General features: G+C 72.4%; 14 protein-coding genes. 6 read left to right on the forward strand and 8 right to left on the reverse strand.

Annotated features, from left to right (window positions below):
- Positions 1 to 62 precede the first annotated feature (62 nt).
- Entirely contained in the window at positions 63 to 572 is a 510-nt protein-coding gene (locus M8C13_RS33215) for a GNAT family N-acetyltransferase (protein ID WP_252484729.1), read from the forward strand.
- On the opposite strand, the gene M8C13_RS33220 is transcribed toward M8C13_RS33215, so the two are convergent.
- A complete protein-coding gene (locus tag M8C13_RS33220; protein ID WP_252484730.1) occupies positions 539 to 1,750 on the reverse strand; it encodes a cytochrome P450 in 1,212 nt (403 codons plus the stop codon). The genes M8C13_RS33215 and M8C13_RS33220 overlap by 34 nt on opposite strands.
- A 164-nt stretch (positions 1,751 to 1,914) precedes the next feature.
- On the opposite strand from M8C13_RS33220, the gene M8C13_RS33225 reads away from it, so the two are divergent.
- Positions 1,915 to 2,940, forward strand: a complete 1,026-nt coding sequence (locus M8C13_RS33225; RefSeq protein WP_252484731.1) for a hypothetical protein — start codon at positions 1,915 to 1,917, stop codon at positions 2,938 to 2,940.
- A 128-nt stretch (positions 2,941 to 3,068) separates the two neighbouring features.
- Here M8C13_RS33225 and M8C13_RS33230 read toward each other — a convergent pair whose 3' ends face one another.
- From M8C13_RS33230 to M8C13_RS33240, 3 genes are all read right to left on the reverse strand, one after another.
- Positions 3,069 to 5,084, reverse strand: a complete 2,016-nt coding sequence (locus M8C13_RS33230; RefSeq protein ID WP_252484732.1) for a GAF domain-containing protein — start codon at positions 5,082 to 5,084, stop codon at positions 3,069 to 3,071.
- A complete protein-coding gene (locus M8C13_RS33235; RefSeq protein ID WP_252484733.1) occupies positions 5,081 to 6,385 on the reverse strand; it encodes an MFS transporter in 1,305 nt (434 codons plus the stop codon). Before M8C13_RS33235 ends, M8C13_RS33230 begins: the two co-directional genes overlap by 4 nt.
- A 72-nt stretch (positions 6,386 to 6,457) precedes the next feature.
- Positions 6,458 to 7,213, reverse strand: coding sequence for a 3-hydroxybutyrate dehydrogenase (locus M8C13_RS33240; protein ID WP_252484734.1), 756 nt, complete (start codon positions 7,211 to 7,213; stop codon positions 6,458 to 6,460).
- Between the two features lie 133 nt (positions 7,214 to 7,346).
- On the opposite strand from M8C13_RS33240, the gene M8C13_RS33245 reads away from it, so the two are divergent.
- Entirely contained in the window at positions 7,347 to 8,318 is a 972-nt protein-coding gene (locus tag M8C13_RS33245) for a DUF5914 domain-containing protein (RefSeq protein ID WP_252484735.1), read from the forward strand.
- 4 nt (positions 8,319 to 8,322) lie between these two features.
- Here M8C13_RS33245 and M8C13_RS33250 read toward each other — a convergent pair whose 3' ends face one another.
- The gene (locus tag M8C13_RS33250) at positions 8,323 to 9,864 is read right to left on the reverse strand and encodes an FAD-dependent oxidoreductase (protein WP_252484736.1); all 1,542 of its coding nucleotides are present in this window, start codon (positions 9,862 to 9,864) and stop codon (positions 8,323 to 8,325) included.
- The gene (locus M8C13_RS33255) at positions 9,861 to 10,592 is read right to left on the reverse strand and encodes a class I SAM-dependent methyltransferase (RefSeq protein WP_252484737.1); all 732 of its coding nucleotides are present in this window, start codon (positions 10,590 to 10,592) and stop codon (positions 9,861 to 9,863) included. Before M8C13_RS33255 ends, M8C13_RS33250 begins: the two co-directional genes overlap by 4 nt.
- 67 nt (positions 10,593 to 10,659) lie before the next feature.
- On the opposite strand from M8C13_RS33255, the gene M8C13_RS33260 reads away from it, so the two are divergent.
- A complete protein-coding gene (locus M8C13_RS33260; RefSeq protein ID WP_252484738.1) occupies positions 10,660 to 11,133 on the forward strand; it encodes a hypothetical protein in 474 nt (157 codons plus the stop codon).
- 244 nt (positions 11,134 to 11,377) lie between these two features.
- Here M8C13_RS33260 and M8C13_RS33265 read toward each other — a convergent pair whose 3' ends face one another.
- Positions 11,378 to 11,650, reverse strand: a complete 273-nt coding sequence (locus tag M8C13_RS33265) for a zinc finger protein (protein WP_252484739.1) — start codon at positions 11,648 to 11,650, stop codon at positions 11,378 to 11,380.
- Positions 11,647 to 13,206 carry an amidase gene (locus M8C13_RS33270; protein ID WP_252484740.1) on the reverse strand — a complete coding sequence of 520 codons (1,560 nt, stop codon included), beginning with the start codon at positions 13,204 to 13,206 and terminating at the stop codon, positions 11,647 to 11,649. The genes M8C13_RS33265 and M8C13_RS33270 overlap by 4 nt, the downstream gene beginning before the upstream one ends.
- A 223-nt stretch (positions 13,207 to 13,429) precedes the next feature.
- Here M8C13_RS33270 and M8C13_RS33275 point away from each other — a divergent pair, with 223 nt between their 5' ends.
- Together M8C13_RS33275 and M8C13_RS33280 are read left to right on the forward strand one after the other, a co-directional pair.
- A complete protein-coding gene (locus M8C13_RS33275; RefSeq protein ID WP_308202883.1) occupies positions 13,430 to 13,780 on the forward strand; it encodes a metalloregulator ArsR/SmtB family transcription factor in 351 nt (116 codons plus the stop codon).
- A complete protein-coding gene (locus tag M8C13_RS33280; protein ID WP_252484742.1) occupies positions 13,762 to 15,195 on the forward strand; it encodes an ABC transporter substrate-binding protein in 1,434 nt (477 codons plus the stop codon). Before M8C13_RS33275 ends, M8C13_RS33280 begins: the two co-directional genes overlap by 19 nt.
- Positions 15,196 to 15,454 lie beyond the last annotated feature (259 nt).

Consider the following 15,454-nt stretch of genomic DNA (forward strand, 5'->3'; position numbering starts at 1 on the left):
GTGGTGAAACCCACGCGGCCGGGTAACGCCGGCGTCACCTGCCGCCCCCAGGATCGGGGGCCATGGACGACTTACCGGAGCTGATCCGGCTCGCCGGGCGCACCGCGCTGCTGCGCCGGGCCCGCCCGCCGGACCTGGACGGCCTGGTCGAGCTGCACCGCCGCTGTTCGGCGGAGACGCTGCGCCGCCGGTTCCTGGGCGCGCCGCAGACCAGCGGGCGGGCGCTGGGCTGCCTGGTCAGCCAGCACGCCACGCACACCCAGCTGGCCATGGCCGGGGCCGAGGTGGTGGGCGCGGGCAGCGTGTTCCAGGCCGCCGACCCCGCCGAGCTGGCCTTCCTGGTCCGCGACGACTGGCAGGGCAGGGGCCTTGGCCGGGCGCTGCTGCGGCGGCTGGCCAAGGCCGCGGTCGCCGACGGGGTGCGCGCGGTCTGCCTGCACACCTACGCCGACAACGCCGTGGTGCGGCACCTGCTCGACTCCTACGGCCTGCCCGGCCGCGGCAGCATCGCCGACGGGGTGCTCACCGTGCGGGTCGATCACCAGGTGATCGGCAGCTCCGCGACTCCGTAGACCGCCTGGCGCGGCTGGAACCGGATCTGCTCCGGCGGCACGGCCAGCGCCAGGCCGGGGAACCGGCGCAGCAGCGCGCTGAACGCGGCCCGCATCTCCGACCTGGCCAGCGTCGCGCCGAGGCAGTGGTGCGCGCCGTGCCCGAAGGCCAGGTGCGGGCGCGGCGGGCGGTCCAGCAGCAGCTCGTCCGGGCGGTCCAGCTGCTCGGGGTCGCGGTTGGCCGAGGCGAGCACGAACACCACGAGGTCGCCCGCGGGAATCCGCTGCCCGTGCAGCTCCACGTCCTGCACCACGATCCGGGGCACCCCGGAGGCGACCACGGTGAGGAAGCGCATCAGCTCCTCCACCGCGTTGTCCATCCGGTCCGGGTTGGCCCGCAGCCAGGCCAGCTGCTCGGGGTGGGTGAGCAGGGCGTAGGTGCCGATGCCCAGCATGTTCGCGGTGGTCTCGTGCCCGGCGAGCAGCAGCAGCGAGGCGATGTTGACCAGCATGTCGTCGTCCACGGTGGCGCCGTGCTCGCGGATGAGCATGCCGATCAGGTCCTCACCCGGGTTCGCCCTGGCCTTGGTCACCAGCGAGTGCATGTAGGCCTGGCCCTCGCGGTTGAGCGCGATCCGCTCCTCCACCGGCAGCAGCGCGTTCATCTGCCGCGCGCTGCGGGCCTGGAAGTCGGCGCGGTCGGCGTAGGGCACGCCGAGCAGCTCGCAGATCACCAGCGAGGGGATGGGCAGCGCGAAGTTGGCCACCAGGTCCGCGCCCGGCCCAAGCCGCTCCAGCTGGTCGAGGTGCTCCTCGACGATCACCCCGATCCGCTCCTCCAGCCGCCGCATCCGGCGCACGGTGAACTCCGAGGTCAGCAGTCTGCGCACCTGGCCGTGCTCCGGCGGGTCCAGGAACAGGATGTTGCCCTTGCGCATCCGGTCCGCCTCTTCCCTGGTCAGCCCCGGCGGCAGCGGGCGCGCGCCGAGGACGTCCGGGTTGTTGCTGAACCGGGTGTGGTCGCCGAGGCCCGCCCGCACGTCCTCCTGCCGGGTGAGCAGCCAGGCCTCGCCCTTGGCGCCGAAGACCTCGAACGGGACCTTGCGTATCGCCCGGCTGTCGCGCATTTCGGCCAGCTCGGGCGTCGGCGCGAAACCGTTCCGGGTCATGTACAGCGGGACGTTCACCGTGTCGGTCATGGTTCCCCCTCCAGTATTGCGTTGCCTGACTACCTAAGTTAGCCCCGGGCGGCGGAACTGTCTCTCCATCTCGCGAGGGAGCGGGTTCGCGCCAGGGGGTGAGCCAGGGGCCGCGGATCCGCGACACCGTTGCGGCAACACCGCCCTCTACCTCAGGAGACACCATGATTCGCTGGTCGGCCACGATCTGGTCAGCGCTGTACGCCGTGTTCGCTATCGGCTGGACGTTCGGCGCCCCCGGCTACCCCTTCGGGCCTGCGGACCCGTCCGCGCAGCTGTCCGCCCTCGGCGCGGTCCCGGCCGCGACCAGCGCCCCACTGCTCGCCCTCGGCATGACCACCGCGACCGTGGTGGCGTTGCTGATGTCCCTTGGCAGCAAGGCGATCCGCCCGCTGCTGCTCACCCTGGCCTGGCTGGTCACGGCCGCGCTGGCGCTGTTCCTCAACGACGGCCGGGTGCTGATGCTGGTCGGCTACCTGCCGATCGTGCTCATCGGCGCGCCCTTCGGCTGGCCCCCGGTCAGCTACCTGGACAAGTTCGACACCGCCAACCTCAACCAGTTCGCCATCGTCCTGGGCGCCCTGCTCTGGCTGGCCGCGACCCTGAACTACCAGCGCCGCACCGCGGACGCCTGCCTGAGCTGCGGCATCGGCCCCCGTCCCGTGCCCGCCCTGGCCACCCCCGTCGCGGCCGCCCGATGGGGCAAGTGGTGCGCCTACCTGGCCTTCCTGGTCCCGCTGGCCTACGCGCTGACCCGGTGGGCCTGGTTCGCCGGGTTCAGCCTCGGGCTGATCAGCGAGGAGTTCCTGCGGGAGGGACAGGAGAACGGGCTGTGGATCGCGGGGGCGGGGCTGGGCACCTTCGCCGCGCTGGGCGGGCTGCTCACGCTGGGGCTGGTGTACCGGTGGGGCGAGGTCTACCCGTTCTGGGTGCCGGGGCTGCGGGGCAAGCGGGTGCGCCCGCTGGCGGCGATCATCCCGGCCACGTTCGTCTCGGTGATCGTGACGGCGGCGGGGCTGGGGGTGTTCCTTCGGATGGTCGGGCGGGTCGGGTTCACCGAGTTCATCGTCAACCCGATGACGTTCTTCCCGTTCTGGGGCTTGGCGCTGGGCGGGGCGACGGTGGCGTACTTCCTGCGGCGGCGGGTCGAGTGCGATCGGCATGCGTCAAAAGTTTCGGCAGGTCTGTGACTTCAGTGATGAATGAAAGTAATCCGCCGGACTGACAAACCCAAAACCGCGGGGGAGGCGAGGCATGAAGATCGCGGGCGTGGTGGAGCGCAGGTTGCTGGTGAACTACCGGGTCGAGCCGGATCAGCTCAGCCGGACAACCGGTGCAGTCGTAACGCCAGCTGGACCTCCAGCGCCCGCGCCGGTTCCTGCCAGTCCGCGCCCAGCAGGTCGGCCACCCGCTCCAGCCGCTGGGTGACCGTGTTGACGTGCACGTGCAGCGCCTCCCTGGTCCGCGCGGGCGAACACCCGTGCCCGAAGTACTCGGTGAGCGTGCGCACCAGCTCCGTGCCCCGCCGGGCGTCGTAGTCCAGCACCGCGCCCAGGGTGTCCCGGACGAACCCGGCCACGTCGGCCCGGTCGCCGAGCAGCACCCCGACAAAGCCGAGCTCGGCCACGGCGGCGCCCTCGCCACGACGGCCAAGGGCGAGCAGCGCCCGCAGGCACCGCTGCGCCTCCCGGTGCGCCGCGCCAAGCCCGCCCAGCCCGTCAGCCACACCCCGCCCCGCCCCCGGCAACCCCGGACCCGCCGCGCCACCGCCAGCCCCGCCGCCGCCGATCCCTGCGCCGCCACCCGCCGCGCCGCCGCCGACCGCACCTCCGCCCGCCGCGCCTCTGCCGGTCGTGCCCTCGCCCGTCGCGCCGCCGCCGAGCGCGCCCCCGCCGAGTGCGCCCCCGCCGAGCGCGCCCCCGCCCGCCACCACCACCGGCCCCGCTCCACCCACCGTCACCGGCCCACCGACCGCCGCCCCTAGCTCCGCCGCCACCGTCCGCGCCACCGCCCCCGGATCCTCCCCGGGTATCAGCAGCACCGCCCCCGCCGCCAGCCCCTGCGCCGCCCGCGCCACCCTGGCCGCCGCCACCCCCACCCGCTCCCGCGCGCTCTCCGCGACCAGCACCACCTGCCGCCGCCCCAGGTCCACGCCCAGCCGGGCCGCCCGCGCGAGCAGCGCGTCCGGGTCGGCGGTGCCGGCCAGCAGGTCGGTGAGCAGTTCGCCGCGGACCCGGTTCTCCGCCTCGGCCACCGAGCGGCGCAGCAGCAGCACCAGCGCGGTGACCACCCCGGCGCGCTCGAACAGCCGCTGGTCGGCCTCGGTGAGCTCGGGGCGGTCGGTGAGCACCATGGTGCCGAGCAGTTCCGCCCCGGCCAGCACCGCGCACACCCAGCGCCTGCCGCTGCGCACCGCCCGGCCACTGGCCCTGGCCTCGGCCACCGCCTGGGCAGGCACCCGGGGCGGGGCGGTGCCGGTGCGGGCCAGCACCGCGCCCTCGGCGTCGCGGACGGCGATGCCGCCGCCGAGCAGCTCGGCCACCGCGACCGCGACGTCGTGCACGTCGCCGCCGCGCAGCACCAGGTCGGTGAGCCGGTCGTGCGCGGCCTCGGCGCGGCGCAGGGCCTCGTGGTGGGTGCGGGTCTGCTCCAGCAGGCGGGCGGTGTCCAGGGCGACGGCGGCGTGGTCGGCGAGGCTGGTGAGCAAGGCGATCTCCTCGGGGGTGAACGAGCGGGTGTCCCGTTCACCTGCGTACAGCACCCCGATGACCCTGTTCGCCAGGCGAAGCGGGACGCCGAGAATGGACACCAGGCCCTCGTCGGCGACCGCGGCGTCGATGGCGGCGGTGTGCGCGAACTGGGTGTCGCTGAGGTAGCCGGCGGTGGCCGCGGGTTCCGCGGTGTGCGCCACCCGCCCGCCGAGGCCCTCGCCCATGCCGAGCCGGACCTGCTGGAACCGCACCGAGATCGAGCCGTCGGTGACCCGCATGTAGGTGTCGCCCGCGGTCTCGTCGTTGAGGCTCAGGTAGGCCAGGTCGGTGCCCAGCAGCAGCCTGGCCCGCCGCACGATCGAGCGCAGCACCGCGTCCACGTCGCGCAGCGCGGCCAGGTCGCCCGCGGTGTCGAACAGCGCGGCCAGCTCGGCCTCCCGCCGCCGGTGCTGGCCGAGGGTGCGGTGGATGCGCAGGGCGTGCTCGGTCGCCTCGGCCAGCACCCGGAGCCGTGCGGCGGGCAGGCCGGTTTCCCGTGCGGCGGCCAGGGGCCGGGCCAGTTGCTCGGCCTCGGCGCCGGTGGCCAGCAGGCCGAGCAACTGGGCCAGGTCGGACTCGCTCACCCGAGCTGCTCGCCCCTGGTCTCGCGGGAGAGCAGCACCGCGCCGGTGGTCAGCACGGCGGCCAGGAACAGGTACACCGAGATCGGGAACGAGGACCCGAACTGCTGCAACAGGGCGGTGGCGATCAGCGGGGCCAGCGCCCCGGCGAAGATGGAGGCCAGCTGGTAACCGACCGAGGCGCCGGAGTAGCGGACCCTGGTGCCGAAGAGCTCGGAGAAGAACGCCGCCTGCGGCCCGTACATCGCGCCGTGCAGGATCAGCCCGACCGTGGTGCCCAGGGTGATCAGCCAGAAGGACTTGGTGTCCAGCAAGGCGAAGAAGGCGAAGCCCCACAGCCCGGTGCCGATCGCGCCGAACAGGTACACCGGTTTGCGCCCGAGCCGGTCCGACAGCGCGCCCCACAGCGGGATCGAGACGAAGTGGATGGCCGAGGCGATGAGCACCGCGTTCAGGCCGGTGGACTTGGGCAGGCCGAGCGGCCCGGTCAGGTAGACCAGGATGAACGCGGTGAGGATGTAGTAGCAGACGTTCTCGGCGAACCGGGCGCCCATGGCCACCAGCACCTCGCGCCGGTGCTCGCGCAGCACCCGCACGATCGGCGGCGCCTCGCGCTCCCCGGTCTGCTCGGCCTTGGCCTGAGCTGCCAGAAACACCGGCGACTCGGCCACCGCCAGCCGGATCCACAGCCCCACCGCGACCAGCGCGCCGGAGAGCAGGAACGGGATCCGCCAGCCCCACTCCAGGAAGTCGGCCTCGGGCTGCACCGCGGCCAGCACCGCCAGCACCGCGGTGGCCAGCAGGTTGCCCGCGGGCACCCCGGCTTGCGGCCAGGAAGCCCAGTAGCCGCGCCGTTTCGGGTCACCGTGCTCGGAGACGATCAGCACCGCCCCGCCCCACTCCCCACCAAGCGCGAAGCCCTGGACCAGCCGCAGCAGGGTGAGCAGCAGCGGGGCGGCCGCGCCGATGGTGGCGTAGGTGGGCAGCAGGCCGATCAGGAAGGTCGCGCCTCCCATCATCAGCAGGCTGATCACCAGCAGTTTCTTCCGCCCGAGCCGGTCCCCGAAGTGCCCGAACACGATGCCGCCCAACGGCCGGGCGACAAAGCCGATGGCGTAGGTGACGAAGGCGAGCAGGGTGCCGGTGAGCGGGTCGGAGGTGGGGAAGAACAGGGTGTTGAACACCAGCGCGGCGGCCGAGCCGTAGAGGAAGAAGTCGTACCACTCGATGGTGGTGCCGATCATGCTGGCGCCAACGATCCGGGTGATGGAGGACCGCGCGGGAGCGGCGGTGGGGACGGACATGGATCACCTCACGTCATCGGGAGGGCAGGGGAGGGAGAGAGTAAATCGTTACGCCCGATTCAGGAGCGCAACTCACCGCGCGGTCCAGCCGCCGTCAATGGGTATCGAAACGCCGGTCAGATGTCCGCTCTGCTGGCTGCACAACCACAACACCGCCTCGGCCACCTGCGCAGGCTCCAGCAGCCGCTTCACCGCGGTCCGGTCCAGCAGGATGTCGGTGAGCACCTCCTCCTCACTGATCCGGTGCGCCCGCGACAGATCGCTGACCTGCTTCTCTACCAACGGCGTCCGCACATAAGCCGGATTGATGCAGTTGCTGGTGACCCCGTACGGCGCCCCCTCCAGCGCGACCACCTTGCTCAACCCCTCCAGCGCGTGCTTGGCCGCGACGTAAGCGGACTTGAACGGACTCGCGCGCAACCCGTGTACCGAGGAGATGTTGACCACCCGCCCCCAGCGCCGCTGGTACATGTGCGGCAACACCTTCCGCAAGATCAGGAACGGCGCGGTGACCATGACGTCCTGCATCAGCCGGAACACCTCCGGCGGGAAATCGCTGATCCCGGCCACGTGCTGCATGCCGGCGTTGTTCACCAGAATGTCCACTGTGGACGGAAGGGTGTCGATCGCGGCGGGGTCGCTGAGGTCGATCTCGTGTGCCACGCCGCCGTAGTCCTCGGCCGCGGTGTGCACCGCGGGGCCGTTCTTGTCCACCAGGTGCACGGTCGCGCCCGCGCAGGCCAGCATCTTGGAGATGGCCAGTCCGATGCCGCTGGCGGCGCCGGTGACCAGTGCGGTGCGCCCGATCAGCCCTGGTTGAGTGGTCATGGACTCCGACGGTAGGCAAGTCGGGGCCCGCTGACCATGTGCGCGGGCACCACACCGCCGGGAGAAACAGTGGATTCCACCCACATGCACGCGTGCGGTCGCTGGATGTCACTGTGCGTACTAGCGTTGCAGCATGCCTCGCCGTGGTTTGCCGTTGCGGTTGCTGAACACCCCGGCCTGGCCGGAGCAGGAGCCGACCTGGCGGGCGGCCAAGCCCAGCCTGATCGCCGCCGCCCTCAAACGCGCGCAGGCCCGCCCGGCCGGGAACTGGTTCGTGCTGGCCGCCAGCAACGAAGTTCCCGCCACTAGGCCGTTCGGCCGAACCATCGCCGGGGTTGAGGTGGTGGCCTGGCGTGGAACCGACGGCACGCTGCACGCCGCGCCCGGTTCGTGTCCGCACCTGGGCGCGCCGTTGTGCCAGGCCGCGGTGCACGGCGGGAAGCTGTTGTGCCGCTGGCACGGGCTGGCGCTGGGCGCGGCGGGTTTCCCTGGCTGGCAGCCGTTTCCCGCGCATGACGACGGTGTGCTGGCCTGGGTCCGGCTGGACTCCGTCGGTGGCGAGCAGCCGCTGCCGGAACCCGTGCTGCCGCAACGCCCGGCGGCCGGCGCGCTGTCCGCGGTGGCCACCGTGATCGGCCGCTGTGAGCCGGAGGACGTGCTGGCCAACCGGCTGGATCCCTGGCACGGGGCCTGGTTCCACCCGTACTCCTTCGCCAACCTGCGGGTGGTCTCCGCGCCGGAGCGCGACGAGGAGGAGGACCGCTTCCTGGTCGAGGTGACTTTCAAGCTGGGCGGCCGGGTCGGGGTGCCGGTGCTGGCGGCCTTCACCTGCCCGGAGCCGCGCACGGTGGTGATGCACATCGTCGAGGGCGAGGGCGCCGGCAGTGTGGTGGAAACCCATGCCACGCCACTGGGTCCGGGGCGCACCGCGGTGATCGAGGCGACCATCGCGCACTCCGACCGGCCCGGGTTCCGCTTCGCCAGGGCCGCCGCGCCGGTGGTGCGGCCGGTGATGCGCTGGGCGGCGCAACGGTTGTGGCGGGACGACCTGGACTACGCCGAGCGGCGGTACGCCTTGCGCCGCACCGGTCGCTTCCCCGGCTGAGCCCTCAGCGCAACCGGCGGGCCAGCGTGCGCAGCAGCGGACTGCGGCCCTGCGTGGGCACCGTCCACAGCGTCCGGCCCTGCACGTCCCACTGGCCCAGCACCGCGTTGGCGGCCTGGAAGCCGGAGGTGGCCGCGCGTTCCATCAGCGCCACCGGCAGCCCGGTGCGCACGTGGTCGCCGGCCACCACCAGGAACTCCTCCGGGGTGGTCACCGTCAACCGCTCGGGGTAGGTGCCGGGCAGGAACAGCGGGCAGTCGGAGCGGATCTCGAAGCGTTCGTCCACGATCCGGGCGTCGGCGGTCTCCGGGTACACCTTGCCCAGCTGGGCCAGCAGTTCCGCGCGCACGTCGACCAGCACCGCGTCGGCGGGGATGGCGTAGGCGTGCAGTTCGACCACCGCGCCGTCGCGGCGGGCCGCCCAGTCCCTGGCCTGGTGCTCGTAGCGGTCCAGCACGCTGATGTTGTCCAGCGGCCCGAACCCGGCGGTGCCCAGGAAGCCGGCCCGGTCGGCGCGCACCGGGCGGTCCAGCCACAGTCGCAGCACGCCGAAGCGGGGTGCGGTGCGCAGCCTGCTGACCGCGCCGCGCCAGTCCGCGGTGGCGATGCCGGGGGAGTCGCCGACAATGGTGCGCAGGCCGCCGACGTCGGTGGCCAGCACCACCGCGTCGGCCTCCAGCGGGGCCAGTGAGCCGGCCAGGTGCACCGCGTAGCGGCGGCGGGCGCTGGGTTCCACCGCGGCCACCCGCACGCCGGTGCGGATGTCTGCGCCGCGGCCGGAGAGGTAGCGCCCCAACGGTTCCCACAGGCCGTGCGGGAACGGGTCGGCGGCCACGTCGAAGACCAGGCCCTCGCTGGAGCCGAGGAAGTAGATGTGGAACATCACCGCCAGTTCGGCCGCCGACAGCAGCCGGGGATCGCTGAAGAAGCTGCGGGAGAACACCTCGAAGGCCAGGTCCCTGGCCGCCACCGGGAACCCGATCCGGTCCAGGAACTCCACCGCGTCGATGTGGTCGAGCTCGGCGTAGGTCTCCGGCACCCGTACGTCGAGCAGCGTCATCGCCCTTCGGGCGTCCACTGTGGACAGTTCGGCCCAGGTGAAGGTGGGGCTGCGCAAGGCGAACGCGGCGGCGTTCCACGGCGGGGTGGTGGGCAGGCCGGCGAAGGTGTCGGCGTGGCCGTTGCTGTGCAGCAGCGGGTAGTCGGTCAGCGGGGTGAGCGCGCGCAGCTCGGGGTCGGCGCGGCGCAGCAGCTGGCGCAGGTTGTAGTACTGGCGGAAGAAGGCGTGGAAACCGCGGGTCATGGTGGCTTCGCTGCCGTCGGCCAGGGTCACCGGCCAGCCGCCGACCCGCCCGCCGAGGTAGGCCTCGCGTTCCAGCAGCACCACCTGCACGCCCCGGTCCGACAGCGCGGTGGCCGCGGCCAGCCCGGCGATGCCGCCGCCGATCACCACCACCCTGGGCCGGGTGGGCAGGTGCTTGACGTCGGCGCGGCTGCCGCGCGGCAGGTGCTTGACCGCGCGCCGGTCGGTGCCCAGGGGGATCATGCGGTGCCTCCGTCAAGTCTCCGGCGCCCGCGCACGGTGTGCGTGACGCCGCGTTGCCAGCCCCCGGCCGATCCGGCGCGGACCTCGGTGAAGCCGTTGCGGCGCAGCCGGTCCTGGAGCGCGTCCACCCGGTCGAAGTCCAGCACGCTGCGCCAGAGGTAGCGGTAGAGGCCGGTGCGCCCGGTGGTGAGCAGCCCGGCCGGGATGATCACGCCCCAGCACACCGCCGTCCAGACCGCGCGGCTGAGCGGTCGGCGGTCCAGGGTGTAGTCGTGCAGCACCAGGTGGCCGCCGGGGCGCAGCAGCGCGAGCAGGTCGGTGAGCACGGCGTCCGGGTCGGCGACGTTGCGCAGCAGGTACCCGGCGAAGATCGCGTCGAAGGGTCCGCGCACCCCGGCCGCGGCCAGCCGCTCGGCCCTGGCGTGCACGAAGGACACGCTGCCCGGCCACTGCTTGCCGCGCGCGGCGGCCAGCATGCCGCCGGAGGCGTCCGCGCCGACCACGGTGGCCAGCGGGTAGGCGGCCAGCACGGCGGCGGTGGAGGCGCCGGTGCCGCAGCCCAGGTCCAGCACCCGCTGCCCGCCGCCCTGTTCGCGCAGGCCAAGGCGGCTGGCCGCGCGGCGCAGGTCCCGGTGGTACCCGAGGTTGGCGCCCACCAGCAGGTCGTAGCGGCGGGCGTGCGCGTCGAACTCGCTCTGCAGCTCATCGGCGTCCAGCGCTCGGTTCATGAATTCAACCCTGCCGGAGCAACCCGGCGCGCGCACGCCGACGCCCGGACTCTGCCACGATTCGTTCATGGTCGAAGCCCAACCCCTGCGCCTGGTCATCCGCTGCGCCGCGGCCGCGGCCGTCGGGGCCTCGGTGGTGCTGCTGTGGCTGGCGGTGCTGCCGCTGCTGCCCTCCTCGTGTCCGAGCGAGCCGTGCGACGCCTCCCGGGGCTGGGCGCCCGTCGACTCGCTGACCAGCCCCGGGATCATGGTCGGGGTGGTGACGCTGCTGGCGGTGACGGTGGGCTGGTGGCTGCTGGGCATGCTCCAGGTGGCGGGCAACGCCTTCATCGCGCTGCTCGGGCCGGTGCTGGTGTTCCTGCTCAGCCGGATCGGCGGCCTGTTCGGGTTCACCCCGGCGCTGCCCTCGGTGGAGATGGCGGTGGTGGCCGCGGTGGCCTACCTGCTGGCCGCGCTGCTGACGGAGAAGACGGTGCCCTGGCTGTTCCGGCTGATCGCGGCCGGTGTGCTGGTGGCAGGGGCAGCGCTGAGCGGTCTCTAGCGGTCCCCAGACAGACAGCAACCCCCGGACCTGTCTCCCACCGGTAGCTGGGTGGGCCGAGTCGGACTGGGCTCGGAGGTCCGGGGGCCGGTAGCTGTCTGGAATTCGCTCAGTGAAGCCGAAGGCGGTCCTAGCGGACAGCCACCTCACGAGTCCTGTTGATATCCAACGCTGGACCACCTCCTCTCTCGTGTACCGCCACGCTAATCCGCCGTGTTCGGCGCTCGCAACGGCATTTTCGAGATCAGTTCCGGCGGGACAGCGCGGCCTGCGCGGTCTTGGCGATGTGCCAGCAGTCGTCGCAGGTCGCCCAGCGGATCCACTCGTGCTCGGAGGCGGTGCGGGTGAGCACCTGGCGTCCGCACAGGGTGTCCGCGGGCTGGCCCGGCCGGTGCGAGCCGTGCGCGCCACAGATGGCGTGCCGCCTGCCCTCCACCGGCATCCAGTAGAAGAGCAGCTGCTCGGGGCTGGGACTGCCGAACTCCGCGGGCAGCCCGTGCTCGGGCAGGATGGTCATGGCTGCTCCCTGGTCGCGGCGAAGGCGTGCGCGGGTGCGGGCGGGAAGCCACCCAGCGCGGTCTCGACGGCCCTGGCCACGCGCAGGCACAGGTCGTCACGGTGATGTGGTCCGACGATCATCATGCTCACCGGCAGCCCGTCCACCCGGCCGGCGGGCACGGCGATCGCGGGGTGGCCGCTGGCGTCGAAGGGGGCCACGTTGGGCACCAGGCCCAGCGCGGCGGCCACGTACTCCTCGCGGCTGGCCCCCGGGCCGGGCAGTGGTTTGGGCACGTGCGGGGCGGTGGGCAGCACCAGCACGTCGACCTCGGCCAGCGCCTGGTCGTAGCCCTTGATCAGGTGCGGCACCAGGTTCTGCGCCATGCCGTAGTGCGCGCCGTGGTACCGGTCGATGGTGTAGCCGCCGTTGAGGGTGACCAGCTTGACCGTCTCGGAGAAGGCGTCGGCGTGCTCGGCGCGGCCGCGGCCGAAGTGCGCGATCAGCTCGGGGTCGTAGCGCCCGGCCCAGTTCCGGCCGATCCCGTTGCCCTCGATCATCTGCCAGGCGATGCCGTCGGTGGCGATGACCGTCCAGACGGCCATGCCGGTGCGGTGCCAGGGCACCGAGATCGGGGTGACCCGCGCGCCCGCCTCTGCCAGGGCGTGGGCGGCGTTGCGGACGGCGTCGTCCACCCCGGCCTCGGACAGCCCTGGGATGTCGAAACCCTCGGTGAGCAGGCCGATCCGCAGGCCCTTGACGCCCTCGTCCAGGCGCTTGAGGTAGTCGCGCGGCTTGAGCGCGGAGTCCTGGCGCGGGTCCTCGGGGTCGTATCCGGCCAGCGCGGTCAGCATCAGCGCGGCATCGCGCACGGTGCGGGTGATCGGGCCCAGGTGGTCGAGGGTGTTGTCCATGCTGAACGCGCCGGTGCAGGGCACCAGCCCGTGGGTCGGCTTGTGGCCGACCACGCCGCAGAAGGCGGCCGGGATGCGGATCGAGCCGCCCTGGTCGCCGCCGAGGGCCAGGTCGGCCTCGCCGGTGGCCACCAGCACCGCGGGCCCGGAGGAGGAGCCGCCGGAGGTGCGCTCGGGGTCCCACGGGTTGCGCACCGGGCCGGAGTGGGCGGTGTGGCTGCCCGCGGAGTAGCAGAGGTCCTCGCAGGTGCCCTTGCCGACGATGGTCGCGCCCGCGTCGAGCAGCCTGCGCACCGCGGTGGCGTCCTGCCTCGGCACAAAGCCCTGTAACGAGCGGGAGCCGTTGCCCATCGGCACGCCGGCCACCGCGATGTTGTCCTTGATGACCACCCTGCGCCCGGCCAGCGGGCCGTCCTCGCGGGTGGACAGCTCGGTGTAGAGCTGCCAGGCGTTGAGCGGGTTCTCCGCCGGGCTGGGCACGGCGTAGCTGCGGCTGGGCATCGGCGGGGCGTGCTCGGCGTAGAGCTTCTCCACCGCGTCGTAGCTGGCCAGCGTGGGGATCATCAGCCCGCGGAAGGACTCCAGGTCGGCGTCCTCGAGGGTGAAGTTGTAACGCTTGGCAAGCGCGCGGAGATCTTCGATACTGGGAGGGACTGTTCCCATGGCCGAAAATCCCCTCCGTCTGCGGTAGTGGGCGCGCCGAGTTACCGAAGCGTATTGAGCCTACCGTTACGTGTCAATGGATCTTGACGCGAGTGGCTGACCGCTCTGCGCCGGTTGGGTGCCGGAGAATCACCCACTTGTCTTGCTGGTTACCGGGTGGATCGCCTACAGTGATCAAATTGGGGCGGTCGTGGGGGCCGAGCGAGCATGGTGGGTGGTTGCTGTGGGCGGTGGTGCGTCCGCATTTGACGCGTTGGCCGACGACACCCGTCGCACCGTGCTCAGCCTGCTGCGCGAGCACGGCGAACTGACCGTCACCCAGCTGGCCGGGCACATCGAGCACATCGGCCGCACCGCGGTGTCGATGCAGCTCAAGGTGTTGCGCGAGGCCGGCATGGTGCAGGAGCGCCGCGCGGGCAAATATCGCTACTACTCCCTCCGGGTCGAGCCGATCAACGATGTGGTGGCGTTCCTGAGCACCCTGTACGGAGCGTCGCTGGACGGACTCGCTACGATCACGGAGAAGCACCGCGATCCGGAGGCGGAACAGCGCAGGTGGGGAACCTCGTACTGACGCAGCAGCGGGACGTCGCCCTGCCACCGGGGGATGTCTTCGGACTGCTGGGACAGGACAAAGCGGCGGGCTGGCTCTTCGGCGCGGACTACGACGCGTTCATGGTCGGCGGACTGGTCCGCTTCGAGCTCCCGGTCAACCCGGCCGACCCGCAGAGCCCGACCATCGAGGCCGTGGGCCGCATCGCCTACCTGGACCCGCCGCACAAGATCGTCATCGAGCAGCAGGTGCCCTGGCCCGGCCGGGTCTCCTGCACCATGACCCTGACCAACGGCGGTCGCGGCACCACCGTCCGCCTCGGCGTCGAGGTGCCCGACGACGCGGTCACCTGGTTGCTGCGGCAGCGTGGCTACGACCCCCTTGAGGAGCTGGCCGGACCGCGCACGATCCGGATCGGCGTGCTGGTCAGCAAGTCCGGACCGGCCAGCATCTTCGGCGGGCCGAGTGAGAACCTGGCCAGGATGGCCGCCGACGAGGTCAACGCCGACGGCGGCGTGGACGGCTGCCAGCTCCAGGTCGTGGTCCGCGACGACGCCAGCTCGCCGGACATCGGCGCCGAACAGCTCCGCCGACTGGTCCACGCCGACGGCTGCCGGGTGGTGATCACCAACTGCACCTCCGCTGTGTTCCCCGCCCTGGCCCGCTGGGCCCGGCGGCTGGGTGTCCTGCTCGTGCACACGCCGATCAACGAGGGCGGCCGCTACTCGCCCAACGTGGTGCGCCTGGGGGAGCGGCCCTCCGCCCAGTTGCGCGCCGCGCTGCCCGCGCTGGTCGCCGAGACCGGCGGCCGCACCTTCCTGTGCGGCGATGACTACGTCTGGCCGCGCGTGTGCAACCGCGAGGCCCGCCGCATCATCGAACGGCTCGGCGGCTCGGTGGTCGCCGAACGGTACAAACCCTTGGGCACCAAGGACTTCGCCGACATCATCGAGGAGATCATCAGCACCGGCGCCAGCCTGGTGGTCTCCACCTTCGTCGGCTCCGACGAAGCCCACTTCGAGCGCCAGAGCCATGCCGCGGGCCTGCGGTCCCGCTGCCGGACGCTGTCCATGGCCTTCGACGAGTCCACCCGCGAGCTGACCGGCGGCATCGCCGCCCAGGGTGTGTACAGCGCGTTCAGCTACTTCCAAGAGGTCGACTCCGCAACCAACACCGCCTTTCTCCACCGTTACCGGAAACGGTTCGGCGCCACCGCCGCACCGCTGTCCAGCATCACCGAATCGATCTACGAGGCCGTGCACATGCTCGCCTCCAGCGGCGCCCTCCGCCGGGACTTCGACCTGGGCGCCGTGTCGGCGGCGATGCGTGAGCAACGCGAGTCCGCACTCTGGCGGTCCGCACGTCCGGCCCAGGGCAAGGCGCCGCTGTTCCTCGCCAAGGCCGTGCCCCACGGTTTCACCATCGTCGAGCGCTGAGCAACCCGCTCCGCCCGGCCCTGTGGACAACTCGCCGCAGCCTGCCTCCCTGTGGATAAACCGCGCTTGCCCTAGGTGCGCCGCCGTAGAATGAGGTGCAGCCGGGCTGGAGAACGACCGCACCCTGAGTGGCCGCCGGAGGTGGTGTGCCGCTGGTCTCCGGAGGCAGTGTGCCGCTGCCGCTGCCGCTGGAGCTGGAGCTGGTGCGCCGCTGGCCGCCGGATCCGGTGTGGCGCTCCCCGCCGGGGCTGTTCTCCGC

The sequence above is a fragment of the Crossiella sp. SN42 genome (assembly GCF_023897065.1).
Classification (GTDB): Bacteria; Actinomycetota; Actinomycetes; order Mycobacteriales; family Pseudonocardiaceae; genus Crossiella.